At 74.8% G+C, this 18,707-nt stretch carries 19 protein-coding genes, 1 pseudogene and 1 CRISPR repeat array; of the genes and pseudogenes, 13 read left to right on the top strand and 7 right to left on the bottom strand.

Features of this window, described 5'->3' with window-relative positions:
* Nucleotides 1-31: 31 nt before the first annotated feature.
* Nucleotides 32-1,045 carry a GDP-mannose 4,6-dehydratase gene (gmd, locus tag JK356_RS08170; RefSeq protein ID WP_201866905.1) on the bottom strand — a complete coding sequence of 338 codons (1,014 nt, stop codon included), beginning with the start codon at nt 1,043-1,045 and terminating at the stop codon, nt 32-34.
* 31 nt (nt 1,046-1,076) lie between these two features.
* On the opposite strand from gmd, the gene JK356_RS08175 reads away from it, so the two are divergent.
* Nucleotides 1,077-2,048, top strand: a complete 972-nt coding sequence (locus tag JK356_RS08175; RefSeq protein ID WP_201866906.1) for a GDP-L-fucose synthase — start codon at nt 1,077-1,079, stop codon at nt 2,046-2,048.
* Nucleotides 2,049-2,062: 14 nt separating this feature from the next.
* On the opposite strand, the gene JK356_RS08180 is transcribed toward JK356_RS08175, so the two are convergent.
* Nucleotides 2,063-3,583 (bottom strand): sugar transferase, encoded by a 1,521-nt coding sequence (locus JK356_RS08180; protein ID WP_201866907.1) that lies wholly within the window; start codon nt 3,581-3,583, stop codon nt 2,063-2,065.
* Nucleotides 3,584-3,991: 408 nt separating this feature from the next.
* Nucleotides 3,992-4,918 carry a LysR family transcriptional regulator gene (locus JK356_RS08185; RefSeq protein ID WP_201866908.1) on the bottom strand — a complete coding sequence of 309 codons (927 nt, stop codon included), beginning with the start codon at nt 4,916-4,918 and terminating at the stop codon, nt 3,992-3,994.
* An 82-nt stretch (nt 4,919-5,000) separates the two neighbouring features.
* Here JK356_RS08185 and JK356_RS08190 point away from each other — a divergent pair, with 82 nt between their 5' ends.
* Complete coding sequence (locus JK356_RS08190) at nt 5,001-5,984, top strand: threonine/serine dehydratase (RefSeq protein ID WP_201866909.1); 984 nt, start codon at nt 5,001-5,003, stop codon at nt 5,982-5,984.
* Nucleotides 5,985-6,001: 17 nt separating this feature from the next.
* Here the strand turns inward: JK356_RS08190 and JK356_RS08195 are convergent, their stop codons facing one another.
* A complete protein-coding gene (locus tag JK356_RS08195) occupies nt 6,002-6,913 on the bottom strand; it encodes a LysR family transcriptional regulator (RefSeq protein WP_307815473.1) in 912 nt (303 codons plus the stop codon).
* A gap of 219 nt (nt 6,914-7,132) precedes the next feature.
* Nucleotides 7,133-7,345: a CRISPR direct-repeat array (repeat unit 29 nt; unit sequence GTCCTCCCCGCGCAAGCGGGGGTGAGCCG).
* 36 nt (nt 7,346-7,381) lie between these two features.
* Between JK356_RS08195 and JK356_RS08200 the strand changes: the two are divergent.
* Nucleotides 7,382-7,655, top strand: a pseudogene (locus JK356_RS08200) (SDR family NAD(P)-dependent oxidoreductase); the annotation flags it as partial.
* Nucleotides 7,656-7,748: 93 nt separating this feature from the next.
* Complete coding sequence (locus JK356_RS08205; RefSeq protein ID WP_201866911.1) at nt 7,749-8,138, top strand: VOC family protein; 390 nt, start codon at nt 7,749-7,751, stop codon at nt 8,136-8,138.
* Nucleotides 8,139-8,177: 39 nt separating this feature from the next.
* Here JK356_RS08205 and JK356_RS08210 read toward each other — a convergent pair whose 3' ends face one another.
* Nucleotides 8,178-9,209 (bottom strand): aldo/keto reductase, encoded by a 1,032-nt coding sequence (locus JK356_RS08210; RefSeq protein ID WP_201866912.1) that lies wholly within the window; start codon nt 9,207-9,209, stop codon nt 8,178-8,180.
* Between the two features lie 155 nt (nt 9,210-9,364).
* Between JK356_RS08210 and JK356_RS08215 the strand changes: the two genes are divergently transcribed.
* Genes JK356_RS08215 through JK356_RS08225 form a run of 3 tightly spaced genes read left to right on the top strand, consistent with a single transcriptional unit; the run spans nt 9,365 to nt 12,567 of the window.
* On the top strand, nt 9,365-10,675 hold the full coding sequence (locus tag JK356_RS08215) for a four-carbon acid sugar kinase family protein (RefSeq protein ID WP_201866913.1): 1,311 nt from the start codon (nt 9,365-9,367) through the stop codon (nt 10,673-10,675).
* Nucleotides 10,672-11,685 (top strand): 4-hydroxythreonine-4-phosphate dehydrogenase PdxA, encoded by a 1,014-nt coding sequence (gene pdxA, locus JK356_RS08220; RefSeq protein ID WP_201866914.1) that lies wholly within the window; start codon nt 10,672-10,674, stop codon nt 11,683-11,685. The genes JK356_RS08215 and pdxA overlap by 4 nt, the downstream gene beginning before the upstream one ends.
* Before the next feature lie 54 nt (nt 11,686-11,739).
* Complete coding sequence (locus JK356_RS08225) at nt 11,740-12,567, top strand: DeoR/GlpR family DNA-binding transcription regulator (RefSeq protein ID WP_201866915.1); 828 nt, start codon at nt 11,740-11,742, stop codon at nt 12,565-12,567.
* A gap of 57 nt (nt 12,568-12,624) precedes the next feature.
* On the opposite strand, the gene map is transcribed toward JK356_RS08225, so the two are convergent.
* Nucleotides 12,625-13,491, bottom strand: coding sequence for a type I methionyl aminopeptidase (map, locus tag JK356_RS08230; protein ID WP_201866916.1), 867 nt, complete (start codon nt 13,489-13,491; stop codon nt 12,625-12,627).
* 33 nt (nt 13,492-13,524) lie between these two features.
* Here map and JK356_RS08235 point away from each other — a divergent pair, with 33 nt between their 5' ends.
* From JK356_RS08235 to JK356_RS08245, 3 genes are read left to right on the top strand one after another with little or no spacing between them, the layout of a single operon-like run.
* Complete coding sequence (locus tag JK356_RS08235; protein WP_201866917.1) at nt 13,525-13,797, top strand: hypothetical protein; 273 nt, start codon at nt 13,525-13,527, stop codon at nt 13,795-13,797.
* 31 nt (nt 13,798-13,828) lie between these two features.
* Nucleotides 13,829-14,554 (top strand): NADPH-dependent F420 reductase, encoded by a 726-nt coding sequence (gene npdG, locus JK356_RS08240; RefSeq protein ID WP_201866918.1) that lies wholly within the window; start codon nt 13,829-13,831, stop codon nt 14,552-14,554.
* Nucleotides 14,555-14,577: 23 nt separating this feature from the next.
* A complete protein-coding gene (locus tag JK356_RS08245; protein ID WP_201866919.1) occupies nt 14,578-14,778 on the top strand; it encodes a hypothetical protein in 201 nt (66 codons plus the stop codon).
* Nucleotides 14,779-14,959: 181 nt separating this feature from the next.
* On the opposite strand, the gene panB is transcribed toward JK356_RS08245, so the two are convergent.
* Nucleotides 14,960-15,832 carry a 3-methyl-2-oxobutanoate hydroxymethyltransferase gene (gene panB / locus JK356_RS08250; protein ID WP_201866920.1) on the bottom strand — a complete coding sequence of 291 codons (873 nt, stop codon included), beginning with the start codon at nt 15,830-15,832 and terminating at the stop codon, nt 14,960-14,962.
* Nucleotides 15,833-15,994: 162 nt separating this feature from the next.
* Between panB and JK356_RS08255 the strand changes: the two genes are divergently transcribed.
* The 3 genes from JK356_RS08255 (at nt 15,995) to JK356_RS08265 (ending at nt 18,707) form a co-directional block, all read left to right on the top strand.
* On the top strand, nt 15,995-17,050 hold the full coding sequence (locus JK356_RS08255) for an endonuclease/exonuclease/phosphatase family protein (protein WP_201866921.1): 1,056 nt from the start codon (nt 15,995-15,997) through the stop codon (nt 17,048-17,050).
* A gap of 139 nt (nt 17,051-17,189) precedes the next feature.
* Entirely contained in the window at nt 17,190-18,089 is a 900-nt protein-coding gene (htpX, locus tag JK356_RS08260; protein WP_201866922.1) for a zinc metalloprotease HtpX, read from the top strand.
* A gap of 21 nt (nt 18,090-18,110) precedes the next feature.
* Complete coding sequence (locus JK356_RS08265) at nt 18,111-18,707, top strand: hypothetical protein (RefSeq protein ID WP_201866923.1); 597 nt, start codon at nt 18,111-18,113, stop codon at nt 18,705-18,707.

The raw sequence follows: 18,707 nt of genomic DNA on the forward strand, positions 1-18,707 counted from the left end.
AGCCCTGTCACCGGTTGTACGCGCCGCAGGACTATCTGTCGATCCGGACCCGCGCCCCGCTGCGCTCGGCCTCCAGCGCCGCCATGTCGGCGTCCACCATCAGCGCGGCCAGCTCCGGCCACAGCACGGTCGGCTTCCAGCCCAGCAGCTCCTCCGCCTTGCTGGCGTCGCCCACCAGGGCGTGCACCTCGCTGGGCCGCTCGTACTTCGGGTCGAAGCGCACGTACGCCGACCAGTCCAGCCCGGCGGCCTCGAACGCCGCCTGGAGGAAGTCCCGCACGCTGGCCGGGACCCCGGTGGCGATGACGTAGTCGTCCGGCTCGTCGCGCTGGAGCATCCGCCACATCGCCTCCACGTACTCCGGCGCGTAGCCCCAGTCCCGCACCGCGTCCAGGTTCCCCAGGTACAGCCGGTCCTGGAGGCCCGCCCGGATCCGCGCCACCGCGCGGGTGATCTTGCGCGTCACGAACGTCTCGCCGCGGCGCGGCGACTCGTGGTTGAACAGGATGCCGTTCACCGCGAACATGCCATACGCCTCGCGGTAGTTGACGGTCGACCAGTAGCTGTACACCTTGGCGCAGCCGTACGGGCTGCGCGGGTGGAACGGGGTGCGCTCGTTCTGCGGGGGCGGCGCCGAGCCGAACATCTCCGAGGACGACGCCTGGTAGATGCGGGTGTCGATGCCGCTGGCGCGTATCGCCTCCAGCAGCCGCAGCGTGCCCAGGCCCGTGACGTCCCCGGTGTACAGCGGCGCGTCGAACGACACACGCACGTGCGACTGCGCGCCCAGGTTGTACACCTCGTCAGGCTGCACATCCCGCAGCAGGTTGACCATGGCCACGCCGTCCGACAGGTCGGCGTGGTGCAGCACCAGCCGCCGCCCGGGCTCCTGCGGGTCCTGGTAGATGTGGTCGATGCGCTCGGTGTTGAACGACGACGAGCGGCGCACCAGGCCGTGCACCGTGTAGCCCTTCTCCAGCAGGAGTTCAGCCAGATACGAGCCGTCCTGGCCGGTGATGCCGGTGATCAGAGCGGTTTTGCCCATGCTGTGTACCCCCCAGCGGGATGATGCCGATATGAATGAGTCAAGCGAGCGCACGCCGCTGCTGCCGCCGGGCGCCCGGGTGTTCGTCGCCGGCCACCGCGGCCTGGCCGGGTCCGCCATCGCCCGGCTGCTGGCCGCCGAGGGGTACCAGGTGCTGACCCGGGGCCGTGAGGATCTGGACCTGCGTGACGCGGACCGCACCGCCGCGTACCTGTCTCAGGCACGCCCTGACGCCGTCGTCCTGGCGGCGGCGCGCGTGGGCGGCATCATGGCCAACGACCGTTACCCCGTGCCGTTTCTGGAGGACAACCTCCGCATCCAGCTGAGCGTCATCGCGGGGGCACACGCCGCCGGGGTGGAGCGGCTGCTGTTCCTCGGCTCCTCCTGCATCTACCCGAAGCACGCCCCGCAGCCCATCACCGAGGACGCGCTGCTGACCGGGCCGCTGGAGGCCACCAACGAGCCCTACGCGCTGGCGAAGATCGCGGGCATCGCCCAGGTGCGGGCCTACCGGCGCCAGTACGGCCGGTCCTACATCGCCGCCATGCCCACCAACCTGTACGGGCCCGGCGACAACTTCGACCCCGAGACCTCCCACGTGCTGCCCGCGCTCATCCGCCGCTTCCACGAGGCGGCCCGCGACGGCCGGCCGGAGGTGGTGCTGTGGGGCAGCGGCACGCCCCGGCGGGAGTTCCTGCACAGCGACGACCTGGCCCGCGCCTGCCTGCTGCTGCTGCGCGCCTACGACGGCGACGCGCCGGTCAACGTCGGCTGCGGCGAGGACCTGACCATCGCCGAACTCGCCGCGCTCATCGCGGACATCACCGGCTTCACCGGCCGGATCGCCTGGGACACCAGCAAGCCCGACGGCACCCCGCGCAAGCTGCTGGACGTCACGCGGCTGCGCGAGCTGGGCTTCACCCCCCGCATCGGGCTGCGGGAGGGCATCAGCGCGACGTACCAGTGGTGGCTGCACAGCGGCTCCTTAGCGGGCGGGAGGTGAGGCGGGGCGGTGGGTCAGTACGCGCCGCGGCCGTCGAGGACCGCGCGGACGGTGCGGGCCAGCACGTCGAGATCGCCCGTCACCGACCAGTTGTCGGCGTAGGACAGGTCAAGCGCAAGGCCCTCGTCCCACGACAGTTCTGACCTGCCGCTGACCTGCCACAGTCCGGTGAGCCCCGGCTTGACGGAGAGCCTGCGCAGTTCGGCCACCCCGTAGGAGGCGACCTCGCCGGGCAGCGGCGGGCGCGGGCCGACCAGCGACATCTCGCCGCGCAGGACGTTGACCAGCTGGGGGAGTTCGTCGAGGGAGGTGCGGCGCAGCAGCCGCCCGACACGGGTGACCCTGGGGTCCCGGCGGATCTTGAACAGCGGCCCGGTGACGTGCTCGTTCGACGCCTCCAGGCCGGGCCGCAGCCGCTCCGCGTCCGCCACCATCGTGCGGAACTTCCACAGCGTGAACGGCGCGCCCCGGTGGCCGATGCGGGTCTGCCGGTACAGCGCCGGGCCGGGGGAGTCCAGGCGTATCGCCAGGGCGATCAGCGCCAGCAGCGGCGCGAGCAGCAGCAGCCCGAGCGCCGCCGCGGTCCGGTCCAGCGCCGCCTTCACCAGCGACTGCGGGCCGCCGCGCAGCGGCGGTGCCACGTGCAGCAGGCTCAGCCCGGCGGCGGACTCGACGCGGATGCGGCGCGGCGCCACGTCGGTCAGCCCGGCCGCGACCACCAGGGCCAGGCCCGCGTCCTGCACGGCCCACGACAGGCGCCGCAGCCGCTCGCCCGTCAGCAGCGGGCCGGGCACGGCCAGCACCAGATCGGCGCGGGTGCGGCGCGCGGCGGCCAGCACCGTCGGGCCGTCGGGGCCGTCGGGCACCAGATCGGGCGCGGCGGGCGCGCCGTCAGACGGCTGCGGCGGGCCGGGGAGGCGGCCTGGTTCCACGACGCCGCTGGTGAGCTGGCCCTCGCCGACGGGCACGGCGCCGACGACGACGTAGGCGTGGTCGGTGCGCGCCGCCAGCCGCGCCGACACGGCGTCGGCCGCGCCGGGCTCGCCGACGACCAGGACCCGGCGCACGGCGCGGGCGTGATGGCGCTGGCGCGTCAGGTGGTGGTGGATCGCGGCCGACGCGGCGCCGGTGATGACGGCGGCGGGCGCGAGGGCGAGCAGCGCCGTGCCCAGGGGGGTGTCGTCACCGGTCGCGGCACGCAGCACGGCGAGCACGCCCACGAAGAACAGCCAGTCGTGGGCGGTGGCGAGCAGGCCGCGGCGCTCGGCGAGCGTGCGGCGGGCGTAGCGGTGGTGGAAGGCGCGGACGCCGGTCCAGCAGACGGCGGCGGCGAGCGCGGTGGCCGCGGGGTTGGGGCGGCCGTGAAGCGTGAGAACGAGCAGAACGGGGAAGAACGAGCCGGTCGCGTCGGCGGCGAGCGCGACGAGCGCGAGCGGCGGGTACCACGGCGGCGTCGCCGGGCGGGTGCCGGGCGGCCGTAAGACGGTGGCGGGTCTTCGCGAGCGGGCGGGTGGCGACGTGTCCGGTTGTCTCATGAACTCCCCAGGACGGCCCGGTCATACACCAGAAACGAGAAGAGATTAGGGCATCCAGGCCGCCTTTTGCTGTCGTACGGCGAAACTTTCCGAAACCGCCCGCTTCCGGGGCCGGAATGACCCGGTCCGCATGGGGGCGCACCGTGCGGGAAGGTGGCGCGCCGGGCGCCAACTGTGCTGCCGCGTGCGTCATGTCGTGCGCTCGTTACCGGAGTTGGCTGTGGGCTGGCTGCGAGCTGGCCGAGCGGTGAGCGGGCGTCCGCGGGCTGGCGGCCAGCTTCAGCACGTCCGGCACGAGGCCGCACAACTCACATACATCTTTGTCGACCTGTCGCCCAGTATTCCCGGCTGTCCCGCGCGTCTCGCTTTGTCGACTTAGGTGTCCACGATGGCGTGCCCGCCGGGGCGTCAGGTCACCGGGCACTGCACGCGGGCGAGCGCCTCGGCGAACGCCCGCACCGGCTCCGGCGCGGGCGGCCTGCCGTACACCGCCAGGAAGACGCTCCGGCGCTCGCCCGGCACCGCCGCCGTCCGCACTCCCGGATGCCGGTGCGCCGCCAGCGCCAGCCCCGGCAGCACGCTCACCCCCAGGCCGCCGGCGACCAGCGCCTGCACCGCCACGTAGTCGTCGGTCTGGAAGGTCACGCGCGGCGAGAAACCCGCCCGCGCACACGCGGCGACCAGGTGCGCGCGGCATCGCTCGCACCCCGCGATCCAGCTGCGGTCCGCGAACGCCGACAGCCGTGCCGCCCCGCCGCCCGCCGCAGCGCCAGCCGCGCCGCCGGGCTCCTCGCCGGCCGGAGTCACCAGGTACAGCGGTTCCCGCAGCACGGGCGTGAGCGTCGTGTTCCGCTCCTCGGCGCCGCCCGCGGCCTGCGGCGTGCCGTGCTCGAAGACCAGCGCGGCGTCCACCTCACCGTTCCGCAGCGCCGTCAGCGCCTCGGGCGGCTCGGCCTCCCGCAGTGCCAGCTCGATGCCCGGATGGTCCGCCGCCAGCCGCGCCGCCGCCGGGGGCACAAGCGTCGCCAGCGCCGAGGGGAACGCCGCCAGCCGCACCCGCCCGGCGCGCAGCCCGGCGTGCGCCGCCAGCTCCGCGCGCACCGCCTCCACCTGGCCGAGGATCTCCTCGGCGCGCTCCACCAGCAGCCGCCCCGCCTCCGTCAGCACCACCCCGCGCCCGGCCCGCCGCACCAGCACCACCCCGGCCTCCGCCTCCAGCTTCGCCAGGTGGTGGCTGACCGACGGCTGCGAGTAGTGCAGCGCCTCGGCGGCGGCCGTCACCGATCCCTCGCGCGCCACCGCGACGAGCACCCGCAACCGGTTCAGGTCCCTCATCCCGCCAACCATAGAGGAGGCCGATGAATCCATCGAAAGTCATCATTAGATCTATGTGTCCGGCCGTGGCACCGTGGCTGACATGACTGGCACGGCCACCCCCGCTCCACCGACGATCACCGACGCCCTGCGGGCCCGCCGCCTCCTGGCGGAGTACCTCCCGCCCACGCCGCAGTGGTCCTACCCCGCGCTCAACGCCACCGCCGGGGCCACCGTGTACGTCAAGCACGAGAACGCGCAGCCCACCGGCGCCTTCAAGGTGCGCGGCGGGCTGACCCTGCTCGCGGGCATGACCGAGGCGGAACGGCGGCGCGGCATCGTCGGCTACTCCACCGGCAACCACGCCCAGTCCCTCGCCTACGCCGCCGCCGCGTTCGGCGCGCCGTGCGTGATCGTCATGCCCGAGCGGCCCAACCCGGCCAAGGCGGCGGCCGTCCGCGCCCTGGGCGCCGAACTGATCGAGTCCGGCGCCGACCTCGGCGAGGCGAGCGCCGCCGCCAGCGCCGTCGCCGCCGAGCGGGGAATGCGGCTGGTCAGCGCCGCCGACGAACCCGCGCTGATCGCGGGCGTCGCCACCGCCTACCTGGAGATCTTCGACCGCACACCCGACCTGGACGCGGTCATCGTCCCCGTCGGCGGCGGCAGCGGCGCCGCCGCGGCCTGCCTGACCGCCGCCGCGCTCGCCCCGCGCTGCCGCGTCATCGCCGTGCAGTCCGCCGCCTCGCCCGCCGCCCACGACTCCTGGCGCGCCGGGCGCCTGCTCACCCGGCCCAACCGCACCCGCGTCGAGGGCCTGGCCACCGGCAGCGGCTTCGCCCTGACCCAGCGCCTGCTCGCCGCGCACCTGGACGACTTCGTCCTCGTCGACGACGACGCCATCGCCGAGGCGCAGTGGCTGCTGATGCGCGACGCCCACACCCTCGCTGAGGGCGCCGGAGCCGCCGCGCTCGCCGGGCTGCTCGCCCTGCGCCCGCGCCTGGCGGGCCGGAAGGTCGCCGTGGTGTGCACCGGCGCGAACGCCAGCGAGCGGGAGCTGGCCGCCACCTGCGCCGCCCGCGCCGCGTAGGGCCGCCGCCGGTCCCGTCAGCGTCCGCGCGCCGGCGCCGCCTCCCCGCGCGGCACAGGCGGCGCGGGCAGCTCCGCGCCGTACAGCGCGGCCGCCACGCGCACCACCGCCGCGAGCCCCGGCGAGACGCTGGCCGGCTGCCACGCCAGCACCGTGGTGACCAGCGGCGCGTCGACCACGGGCACCGCGACATGATCCGGCCACTGCCAGGCCCGGCTGGACGCGGGGATGACCAGCAGCGTCTTGCCGAGGGCGACGAGCTGGGCGAGCTGCGACTGGGTGCGCACCTCGGGGCCGGGCCCCTCCGGGTAGGTGCCGTCCAGCCGGGGCCACCGCGCCAGCGGCAGGTCCGGCACGTCGCGGACCTCCGCCATCGTCAGCCGCTCCCGCGCGGCGAGCGGATGCCCGGCGGGCAGCAGCGCGATCTGGCCCTCCGTCAGCAGATCCACGGTGTCGAACCCGGCGAGGTCGTCGAACGGCCGGTGCATGAGCGCCACGTCGGCGCGCCCGTTGCGCAGCAGCCCCGCCTGCTCACCCACCTCGCACAGCAGCACCTCGACCGGCGGCGCACCGGGCTCGCCGTCCACCGCGTCGAGCAGGCGGCGCAGCAGTTCGTGCGACGCCCCCGCCTTCGTCACCAGCACCAGCCGCTGCCGTGGGTCGCCCGCACGCTGGGTCCGGCGCGCGGCGGCGGCCACCGCGTCGAGCGCCACCCGGGCCTCCCGCAGCAGCACCCGGCCCGCGTCGGTGAGCGCTGCGCCCCGGCGGTCCCGGTCGAACAGCCGGACGCCGAGCCGCCGCTCCAGCTGGCGGATCGCGCGCGACAGCGCGGGCTGGGCGATGCCGAGCCGCTCGGCGGCGCGCCCGAAGTGCAACTCCTCGGCGACGGCCACGAAGTACCGCAGCTCGCGGGTCTCCAGATCGGCCACGGCACCGAACCTACTGCCTGATACCCGCACGGCATCACGTCGTTCCGGACCCGGTTCACCCGCCACTCCGGCTCCGTCGGCCCGCTCCGTATCCCGCCGATCGCCTGTGTCCGGACCTGTCACCCCCGTACACTTGCCAGCCATGACAGCACGCAGCGAGAGACGGCGCCAGGCAGGCAAAGAACTGGCAAAGCCTCTCTAACGCCGCAGGTCAGGAAGTGTCCTCCCCGCGCAAGCGGGGGTGAGCCGTGCCACGAGGCCATCGAGAGTTGGGCCTGGCGGTCCTCCCCGCGCAAGCGGGGGTGAGCCGGACGGCGTCTACCGCTGGGAAGCCGGCCGCTGGTCCTCCCCGCGCAAGCGGGGGTGAGCCGTGCTCGCCGCTCCGCGGCTGCGCGCTTGAGGGGTCCTCCCCGCGCAAGCGGGGGTGAGCCGCTATGGAGCTGGTGGACGATGGCTGGCCTGTCGTCCTCGCTGGAGCTCCAGATGGGCCCGATCCTGGCCGCCTACGCGCCGTCGAAGACGATGGTCAACGCCCTCACCCGGCAGTACGCGCGCCGCCTTGCGGACACCCCCGTCATCGTGAACGCGTGCTGCCCCGGCTACGTCGCCACCGACTTCACCAACTTCCAGGGCACCCGGACGCCCGGGCAGGGGGGCCGCCATCGCGATCCGGCTCGCCACCCTGCCGGACGACGGGCCGCGCGGCGGATTCTTCGACGACGAGGGCGCGGTGCCCTGGTAATTCCCGGTTCCTCCGCCGCGCGCCGGGCGCGGGCGGAGACCCGTCGTGGCCTCCGTAGTGACAACCGGCGCCCGGCGCGCTCATCATGATCGGATGGCCAGGCTCCTCGACATCGTCGTTGACTCCGCCCACCCGGCCTCGATCGCCCGTTTCTGGGCCGCCGCGCTGGAGGGCTACGCCATCGCTCCGTATGACGAGGCGGAGCTGACGCGCCTGCGGGCGCTGGGCATCGAGAACCCCGAGGACGACCCGACCGTGCTGCTGGAGCCCCTCGTACCCGGGGCCGGGCCGCGGCTGTGGTTCCAGCGCGTCTCCGAGCCCAAGACCGTCAAGAACCGGCTGCACCTCGATCTCGTCGCCCCGGACCCCGAGGCTGAGATCACCCGTCTCACCAGCCTCGGGGCCCGGGTTCTCGACCGCCATGACGGGCTGACCAACCTCGCCGACCCGGAAGGCAACGAGTTCTGCCTGACCCAGGGCTGACCCGGCCCCCCGTCCGGGTCAGCCCCGGGTGGGGCCCGGTCAGGCGTCGGTCCGGCCCAGCAGCTCGTCGATCTCGGCGAGCTGAGCCGCCGTCAGCGGGCCGTGGGCCAGCGCGCCCGCGTTCTCCTCGGCCTGCGCGACCGTGCGCACGCCGGGGATCGGCACGGTGCGCGGGCTGCGCGCCCACAGCCACGCCAGCGCGCCCTGGGCGGGGGTGCGGCCGCCGCTGGTCAGCACGTCGCGGACCGCCTCGAACCGGCGCTCCCACTCGGGCGCCAGCCGCCCGTCGCGGAAGAACCGCAGCCAGGCCGGCGGTGTCGCGCGGATGTCGCCCGCGCCCAGCGCCGTGCCGCCGCCGCGCTCGCCGCTGAACTTGCCGGTCAGCACGCCCATCGCCAGCGGACCCCGGATGATGGCCGCCAGCTCCTGCTCCTCGCACAGCGCGAGCATCGCGGGCGCGTCCTCGAACACGTTGCAGTTCAGCTGCGCGCTGGCGCAGTGCGGGCCCTTGGCGAACAGCGCGGCGCGCTCCGGGTCGTCCGTGGACCAGCCGTAGCCCCGGATCAGGCCCTCGTCGACGAACCGCTCGCACGCCTCGCGCAGCTCCTCCGCCTGCGGCAGCGGCGCGTCGCCCACGTGGAGCTGGTACAGGTCGAGGTAGTCGGTCCCCAGGCGGCGCAGCGTGTCCGTCAGGGCGCGGCGGGCGTAGGCGGGGGTGAGGTCGGGCACCAGGTCGGAGACCCGGCTGCCCGGCACGAAGGTGTTGCCCCACTTGGAGGCGATCACGACCTCCTCACGCCGCCCCTTCACCGCGCGGCCGAGCACCTCCTCGCTGTGGCCGGTGCCGTAGCAGTCGGCGGTGTCGAAGAAGGTCACCCCCAGGTCGATGCCGCGGCGCAGCGCGGCGATCGACTCGTCGTCGTCCACGGCACCCCAGCCCCAGGGCTGCCCCTGGCTGCTGGACCATTCCCCTCCGATGGCCCAGCAGCCGAAGCCCAGGGCGCTGACCTCGATGCCGCTGCGTCCCAGCGTTCTGCTGGGCGTCCGGTTGTGCGTCGTGCGGTTGTGCATGCCGGTGAGTGTGGCTGCTGGAGCGCTCTCTAGCGCAAGCGGTCTTCGTCCCGGCGTTCGCCGTCGCCGTCAGCGGGTTCCGGCTGTCCTGCGCAAGTCGTGCAAGTGGAGGGGATATTGCTCACAACGCGCAGTCGTCGGTACCGTTTCTGCTCATGACAACGCACGCGATCCTGCTGGTCGCGGACGATCTCAGCGGCGCGGCCGACTGCGCGGTTCCCTTCGCGGTGCGCGGAATGCGCAGCACGGTGGCGCTCACGGACGCCGCTGACCGCCGCGACACCGCCGCGGTGACGGGGCCGGTCACCGTCGTGGACACCGACAGCCGGTACCTCCCGCCCGGCGAGGCGCGGCGCCGCGTGGCCGGGGAGCTGCTGCGGCACGGCTCCGGCCGGCTGCTGTTCAAGAAGCTCGACTCCACGCTGCGCGGCAACCTCGTCCCCGAGATCGACGCGCTCCGCGCCCACGGCGGCGGCTCGTCCCCGGTGATCTGCACGCCCGCCGTCCCGGCCACCGGCCGGACCGTGCGCGACGGCGCGCTGTTCGTGCACGGCACCCCGCTGCCGGACAGCGGGGCCTGGGACGCCGAGCCCGGGCCCGCGCCCCGGACGGTGGCCGAGGCGCTGCGGCCGCTGCCGGTCACCGAGGTGCCGCTGCGCGCGGTGCGCGGGCCGCGCGCCCAGCTCACCGAACTGCTCGCCGCGGCCGCCCGCGAGAGCCGCGTCGCGGTCTGCGACGCCGAGACCGACGCGGACCTGCGGGCCATCGCCGAGACCGGGCTGGCCCTGCCCCGCCCGCCGCGCTGGGCCGGCGCCGCGGGCCTGGCCGCCGCGCTCGCCCGCGCGGTGGCGCCCGGCGCCGGGCCGGCCGCGCCGCCGGCGCCCCTGGCGCTGACCGGGCCGGTGCTCACCGTCGTCGGCAGCGCCAGCTCGGTCGCCGCCGCCCAGGCCGACGCGCTCGCGCGCCGCTGCCCCGGCCGCACGCTGGCCCTCACCGCCCGCCAGGCGCTGGCCGGCGACGCCGCCGCGCACGCCGCCCGCCTGGCCGCGCTGCTGCCGCCGCGCGGTGAGGCGCTGCTGCGGCTCGTCCCCGACGGCCCGCCCGACCCGGCCCTCGCCCGCCGCCTGGTCAGCCGCCTCGGCGACATCGCCGCCCCGGCGGCGCGGCGGGCTGGCCTGCTCGTGCTGACCGGGGGCGAGACCGCGCGGGCCGTGCTCACCCGCTGCGGCGCGCCCGCCCTGGAGATCCTCGCCGCGCCCGCGCCGGGCGCCGTGCTCGGCCGGGTGCCGGGACCGGCCCCGCGCTACGTGGTGACCAAGCCCGGCGGCTTCGGCACGCCGCGCACCCTCGCCGACATCCTGGACGTCCTCGGCGTCACCGGCGTCACCGGCGTCCGGACCGCCCCGGCCGCCGGAGCCGGCGCTCCCGCCGCCGAGGACGCCCCCCTGCTGGAGGAAACACCATGAGCCAGCCCCTGCCCGCTGTCGCCGTGACCATGGGCGACGGCGCCGGCGTCGGCCCGGAGATCATCGTCCGGGCGTTCGCCGAGCCGGACGTCCACGCCCGCTGCCGCCCCGTCGTCGTCGGCGACGCCGCCCGGCTGGCCGAGGCGGCGCGCCGCTGCGGCCTGGCCGACGCGGTGACGGTGCGCCGCGTGGCCGGCCCGGCCGAGGCCCGCCCCGCCCCCGGCGTGATCGACGTTATCGACCTGGGGCTGCTGCCGGCCGGGCTGCCGTTCGGCGAGCTGTCCGCCGCCGCCGGGGAGGCCGCCTACCGCTACGTGGAGCGGGCTGCCCGGCTGGCCGTCGCCGGAGAGGTCCAGGCGATCTGCACCGCCCCCCTCAACAAGGCGGCGCTGCACGCCGCCGGGCACCGCTTCCCCGGCCACACCGAGCTGCTGGCGCACCTGACCGGCACGCCCGAGGTGTCGATGATGCTGGCCACCGAGAAGGTGAAGGTCATTCACGTCACCACGCACCTCGGGCTGATCGACGCCATCGAGCGGATCGACCCCGGCCTGGTCGAGCGCACGGTGCGGCGCGGCCACCGCACGCTGGTGGACGCCGGGATCGCCCGGCCGCGCATCGCCGTGTGCGGCATCAACCCGCACGCGGGCGAGAACGGCCTGTTCGGGCGGGGCGAGGAGGAGGAGAAGATCGTCCCGGCCATCCAGCGGCTGCGCGCGGACGGCATCGACGCCCGGGGGCCGCTGCCCGCCGACACGGTATTCTTCGTGGCCGGACGCGGCGACTACGACCTGGTGGTGGCGATGTATCACGACCAGGGCCACGGGCCGGTGAAGATTCTCGGCCTGGAAGCGGGGGTCAACATCACGGTGGGGCTGCCCGTCATCCGCACGTCGGTGGACCACGGCACGGCGTTCGACATCGCGGGCACCGGCACCGCCGACCACCGCAGCATGGTCGAGGCGCTGCGCCAGGCCGCCCGCCTGGCGCCGGACCCGGCGGCCTCCTGACCGGCAGCGCCGCGGCGTGACCGGGAACCAGCAGCAGCGACAGGCGCGAGGCACATGGACGGCGTGAACCGCGGCAGCGGCGGCACCGGCGCGCACGGCGCGGCGGCCCGGCGGATGCGCGCCGCCGAGCGCCGCGACCTGATCGTGCGCACCGTCGCCTCCGACGGCACCGTCTCGGTCGAGGACCTGGCGTCCAGCCTCGGCGTAACCCCCTCCACGATCCGCCGCGACCTGGCCCTGCTGACCGAACAGGGCGCCATCGCCCGCACCTACGGCGGGGCCATCACCGCCCAGCACGTCCCCGAGCCGTCGCTGGGCCAGCGCGCGGCCCTGGCCGTCGCCGAGAAGGAGCGCATCGCCGCCTGGGCCGCCGACCGGATCGCCTCCGGCGACACGGTGATCCTCGACGCGGGCACCACCACCGGCCGGGTGGCCCGGCGGCTGCGCACCCGCACCGGCCTGACCGTCATCACCAGCGGCCTCACCGTCCTGCTGGAGCTGCGCGACGCCGCCGGGGTGGAGGTGGTGCTGCTCGGCGGCACGCTCCGCCGGGTCAGCCAGGGCTTCGCGGGCCCGCTGGCCGAGCTGGCCCTCACCCGGCTGAGCGCCGGCAAGGTGTTCCTCGGCGCCGACGGCCTCGACGCCCGCCGCGGCATCTGCGAGGCGAGCCTGGCCCAGACCGCGCTCAAGGAGCTGATGGCCGAACGCGCCAGGGAGGTCTACGTGCTGGCCGACAGCAGCAAGCTGGGGCAGGCGCCGTTCACCGCCTGGGCGCCGGGGCCGCTGCGGCGGCCGTGGACGCTGGTGACGGACACCGGTGCCGCGCCGGAGCGGCTGGCGCCGTTCCGCGAGCTGCCCGCCTGCACGGTCGTCACCGTCTGAAGGGCGGCGCGGGCACGCCGCGCCGGCACGCCGGCGCACCATCACGCCGTCACGCCGTCAGGCGGCCGTGAGCACCTCCGCGCCGGACTCGGTCACCACCAGCGTGTGCTCGAACTGGGCCGACCGCTTCCGGTCGCGGGTCACGACCGTCCAGCCGTCCTGCCACATCTCCCACTCGTGCGTGCCCAGGTTGAGCATCGGCTCGATCGTGAACGTCATGCCGGGCCGCATCACGGTCGTCGCCGTCGGGTCGTCGAAGTGCGGCACGATCAGGCCGGAGTGGAAGGCCGTGTGGATGCCGTGGCCGGTGAAGTCCCGCACGACGCCGTAGCCGAAGCGCTTGGCGTAGGACTCGATGACGCGGCCGATGACGTTCAGCTGCCGCCCCGGCTTCACGGCCTTGATGGCGCGGCGCAGCGCCTCCTCGGTCCGCTCCACCAGCAGCCGCGACTCCTCGTCGGCCGCCTCGGGGCCGCCGACGAGGAACGTGGCGTTGGTGTCGCCGTGCACGCCGCCGGTGTACGCCGTCACGTCCAGGTTGACCAGGTCGCCCTCGCGCAGCACCGTCGAGTCGGGGATGCCGTGGCAGATGACCTCGTTGACGGACGTGCACAGCGACTTGGGGAACCCCCGGTATCCCAGCGGCGAGGGGTAGGCGCCGTGGTCGCACAGGAACTCGTGCGCCACCTGGTCCAGCTGGTCGGTGGTCACACCCGGCGCGATGTGCGAGGCGGTCTCGGCCAGCGCCTGGGCCGCCAGCTTCCCGGCCACCCGCATCCGGGCGATCGTCTCCTCGTCCTGCACCTCCGGGCCGGTGTACGGCGCAGGCGCCTTCTTCCCCACGTACTCGGGGCGGGGGATGGCGGCGGGAACGGTCCGCCGCGGTGAGACCGTGCCGGGGACGAGGTAGCGCTGGCCAGACATGCGACCGAGTTTACGGGCGGGCAGGATAAGGGCATGTCCGGTCTCTTCAGCCGCTTCCGGAGCAGGCCCGCCGGCCGTCCGGGTGAGTGGTACTACTGCCTGAAGCACCGCACGGTCGAGGAGGGGCCCGAGTGCCCCGCGAAGGACCGGTTCGGCCCGTACGCCACGCGCGGCGAGGCCGAACGCGCCATGGATCTCGCGCGGGAGCGCGACGCGGCCTGGCGCAACGACCCGCGCTGGCGGGACGACGATGACGACGGCGACGGCGACGATGGCGCTGCCGGCGCCGGTGACCCTGGGCGCTGACCCGCGCCGCCGCGGTGGCAGGATGCGTGACATGACTGGTGACCAGCGCCCCAGCGCGCCCGCCCGCAGCAAGAAGGACCCCTGGGACCTGCCCGACGTCTCCCGGCTCACCGTGGGCGTGCTGGGCGGCACCGGCGACCAGGGACGCGGCCTGGCGTACCGGTTCGGCCGGGCCGGGCAGCGCGTCATCATCGGCTCGCGCGCCGCCGAACGCGCCCAGGCCGTCGCCGAGGAGCTGCGCGGCCTCGGCGTCACCGGCACCGTCACCGGCGCGGACAACGCCGCCTGCGCCCGCGACAGCGACATCGTCATCGTCGCCGTGCCCTGGGAGGGCCACGCCGACACCCTCCGGGCGCTCGCCGGCGACCTGGCCGGCAAGCTCGTCGTGGACTGCGTGAACCCGCTCGGCTTCGACAAGCGCGGCGCCTACGCGCTTCAGCCTGAGGAGGGCAGCGCCGCCGAGCAGGCCGCCGCGCTGCTGCCCGAGTCCCGCGTCACCGCCGCCTTCCACCACCTGTCGGCGGTGCTGCTGAAGGACCCGGCGGTGGAGACGATCGACACCGACGTGATGGTCCTGGGCGACTCCCGCGCCGACTGCGAGACGGTCCAGGCGCTGGCCCAGCGCATCCCCGGCATGCGGGGCGTCTTCGCCGGGCGGCTGCGCAACGCCCACCAGGTCGAGGCGCTGGTCGCCAATCTGATCTCGGTCAACCGCCGCTACTCGGCGCACGCCGGGATCCGGCTTACGGACGTCTGAGCACGACTGGGACAATGGCAGCCATGTCAGCCGTCACGCTCACCCGCCGCCAGGCCCGGCGGTACGCCCTCTACGCCCTGCTGGTCTGCGTCCTGGCCGTGGCCGCCGCCGTGGTCTCGTTCGCGCAGGGCAGCTGGCTCGGCGTGGTCTGGGTCCTCCTCGCGGGCCTGTCGTCGAACATGGCCTGGTACTACCACCGCCGCTCCGCCAGCCCGCGCCGCTGAGGGCGCCGCGCCGGGGAGCCGCCCGGTCCGGGCCGGTTCCGATCCGCTCTGGCCGGTACTGGCCGCCTGGCGGCGGGCCGGGACGGCGGCCACCACCCGCTGACATGGCCGCCGCACCCGGACCCGCGGGGAAAGGCGCCGGCGGGGGAGGGGGAGAGACCCCCGCCGGACGCCGTGGCTTTCAGTGGAAGGCGTGCTCCTCGGCCGGATACGTCCCGCCGACGACGTCATCAGCGAACGACCTGGCCGCGTCGCGCAGCGTCTCCCGCAGGCGGGCGTACTGCTTGACGAAGCGCGGCATGCGCCCGCCGGGCCACTCGGTCAGCCCGGCCATGTCCGTCCACACCAAGACCTGGGCGTCACAGTCGGCGCCCGCCCCGATGCCCACGGTCGGGATGTGCAGCGAGCGCGTCACCTCGGCCGCGAGCTGCGCCGTCACCAGCTCCAGCACCACGGCGAACGCCCCCGCGTCCTGCACCGCCTTGGCGTCCCGCAGCAGCTGCTGCGCCGCCTCCTCGCCCCGCCCCTGGACCGGGTGGCCGCCGAAGGCGTGGACGGACTGCGGCGTCAGGCCGACGTGCGCCATCACCGGGATGCCCGCCTCGACGAGCAGCCGGATCTGGTCGGCGGAGCGCTCCCCGCCCTCCAGCTTCACGGCCCCCACCCCGGCCTCCTTCACCAGGCGGGTGGCGCTGCGCAGCGCCTGCGAGGCGCCCTCCTGGTAGGAGCCGAACGGCAGGTCGCCCACGATCAGCGCCCGCCGCGTGCCACGCACGACGGCGGCGGCCAGCATCGTCATCTCGTCGAGCGTCACCGGCACCGTCGAGTCGTAGCCGAGATGGCAGTTGCCCATCGAGTCGCCGACGAGCATCACCGGGATGCCCGCCTCGTCGAAGACCGACGCGGTCATGGCGTCGTAGGCGGTGAGCATGGGCCACTTCTCGCCGCGCCGCTTGGCGGCGGCTATGTCACGTACGGTGATGCGGCGGTTCTGTTTCCCGCCGTACAGCGCGCGCTCCTGCTCGGGAGCAGGCGAATGCGGCATCGCGGTCATCGCGGACTCCTGTTCGTCGTCTCGAAGCGCCTCACGGCGTCCCCGGATCACCTCCATCGTCCCACCCGGGCGGCGTTTGAGGAATCGCCCGGTCCCCTCGCCTATCGTTCGGCCTGGCGGAGACAGTCAGGCCACCGGCGCAGACGGCAGCGAGGAACGCGGATGTCACGGTTGTTTTCCCCGGACACCGGCCAGGACCCGGCGGACCCCAGCCCGGGCGGTCCGGACCCGGACGGCCCCGCCGGCGAGGCGGCCGGGCGGCTCCGGTGGAGTGATCATCCGGGGCGGTGGCGCCGGGGCTGGGTGATCGCCGCGCTGGCGCTGGCGCTGGCCCTGGTGCTGGCGCTGCACTCCCGCATCCCCAACCAGATCGGCAGCCTCGGCAGCCTGGTCCAGACCTTCCTGCCGTGGCTGGGGCTGGGCGTGCCGGTGCTGGCGGTGTGCGGGATCGTGCGGCGCTCGGTGACGGCCCTCGCGGCGGTGCTGGTGCCCGCGCTGGTGTGGCTGGAACTCTTCGGCGGTCTGCTCGCCGACAAACGGTCCGAGGGCGGCGCGCTGGAGGTCGTCAGCCACAACGTGGACGCCAGCAACCCCGACCCGCGGGCGACCGCCCGCGCGCTGGCCGCGTCGGGCGCCGACCTCATCGCGCTCCAGGAGCTGCCGCCGGAGCGGGTGAGCCTCTACGAGGAGGCGCTGGCCGCCCGCTACCCGTACCACAGCGTGCGGGGCACGGTGGGCCTGTGGAGCCGGTACCCCATCGAGAACTCCGCCCCCGTGGACACCGGCATGGGCTGGACCCGGGCCATGCGCGCCACGGTCCGGGTGGGCGGCGAGCTGGGCGAGGTCGCCGTGTACGTCGCGCACCTGCCGTCGGTGCGGGTCGCACTCGACGCGGGCTTCACGGCGGGCCGCCGGGACGAGGCCGCCGAGATGCTGGCCCAGACGATCGCCGCCGAGCCGCTCGGGCAGGTGCTGCTGCTGGGCGACCTCAACGGCACGGTGAACGACGGGGCGCTCGCGCCGCTGACCTCCCAGCTCCGCTCCGCCCAGGGCGCGGCCGGCGCCGGCTTCGGCTTCTCCTGGCCCGCGTCGTTCCCGCTGGCGCGCATCGACCAGATCCTCGTGGGCGGCCTGGAGCCGGTCTCGGCCTGGACCCTGCCGCGCACGGGCAGCGACCACCTGCCGGTCGCGGCGACGGTGGACCCCGGGGACGGCTGACGGCCAAGGGCCGCGCGCCCGGATCTCCCGGACCTCCCGGATCTCCGGGTTCTCCCGGTTTTCCCGTCCGGTCTACCTTTGAAGAGGAACGGACGCGTAAAGACCGGACGACGCGAGGGGGAGGAAAGAGGGCAGCGCGATGGCACGGACCCGATACGCCCCGGACCGGGGGCTCACCGGCCGCATGGTGACCACCATGTTCCTCATCGGCCTGCTGTACGTGGTCTTCGTTGGCTTCCTCATCGCCGCGCTCGGCGACTCCTGGCTGCTGGTGCTCCCGTTCGTCGCCCTGCTCTTCATCGCCCAGTTCTGGTTCAGCGACAAGATCGCCGCGTTCAGCATGGGCGCCAAGGAGGTCACGCCCGCCCAGGCCCCCGAGCTGCACGGCGCCGTGGACCGGCTGTGCGCCATGGCCGACATGCCCAAGCCGCGCGTGGCCATCGCCGACACCGACGTGCCCAACGCCTTCGCCACCGGCCGCGGCCAGAAGAACTCGCTGGTCTGCGCCACCACCGGCCTGCTGCGCCGCCTGGAGCCGGAGGAGCTGGAGGGCGTGCTGGCCCACGAGCTGTCGCACGTGGCGCACCGCGACGTCGCCGTGATGACCATCGCGTCGTTCCTCGGCGTGGTCGCGGGGCTCATCACCCGCATGGCCCTGTGGTCGGGGCTCATGCGCGGCGGGCGCGGCAACCAGCAGCAGAACGCGCTGCTGCTGCTCATCCCGCTGATCAGCGCCGTGGTCTACGTGATCAGCTTCCTGCTGACCCGGCTGCTGTCCCGCTACCGCGAGCTGTCCGCCGACCGCGCCGGCGCGCTGCTGACCGGCCGCCCCTCGGCCCTGGCCTCCGCCCTCACCAAGGTCTCCGGGCAGATGGCGCGCATCCCCACCCGGGACCTGCGGCAGGCCGAGCCGTTCAACGCGTTCTTCTTCGCCCCCGCGCTGTCCGGCGAGGCGTTCAGCCGGCTGCTCTCCTCGCACCCGCCGCTGGAGCAGCGGCTTGACCAGCTCGGCCGCATCTCCGCCCAGCTCGGGCGCTGACACGGAAGGCACTGACCGCACGTGGGCCGCCTGCTCGACATCATCCTGGGCCGCAGCAAGCCGGCCCGCCCCGACCTCGACCAGCTCTTCGCCATCCCCTCGGCCGCCATCACGCTGGAGGCCGGCGCCGGGTTCACCCCGACCGGGCTCGGCTCGGTGTGCTTCGCCAGCGTGGAGGGCGGGGCGTTCCAGCGGGTCAGGGACGAGATCCAGGGCCTGCTCGACGCCGACACCCCGCGCGGCGGCATCCCGGTGGAGTTCAGCCAGGACTCCTACGGCTACACCTGGCTGCTGGTGCGCCACGACCCCACCGGGCCCGGCGGCGTCGCGGCGCTCGTCAACGACCTGCACGCGGTCAACACCGCGCTGCGGGACGCCGGCTTCGGCCCCAAGCTGCTGTGCTCGCTGACCGGCTTCCGCGACCGCCGGGACCGGCCGATGGCGCTGGTGTACCTGTACAAGCGCGGCACGTTCTACCCCTTCGCGCCCGTGCCCGGCGCCACCGAGCGGCGCGACAACGCCCTGGAGCTCCAGATCCGCGCCCTGCTGGAGCACGACCTGCGGGTGGAGCGTGACCTCAGCCGGTGGTTCCCGGTCTGGGGCGCGCCCGGCCTGTGA

This window comes from Streptomyces sp. 7-21, assembly GCF_016741785.1.
Classification (GTDB): Bacteria; Actinomycetota; Actinomycetes; order Streptomycetales; family Streptomycetaceae; genus Streptomyces.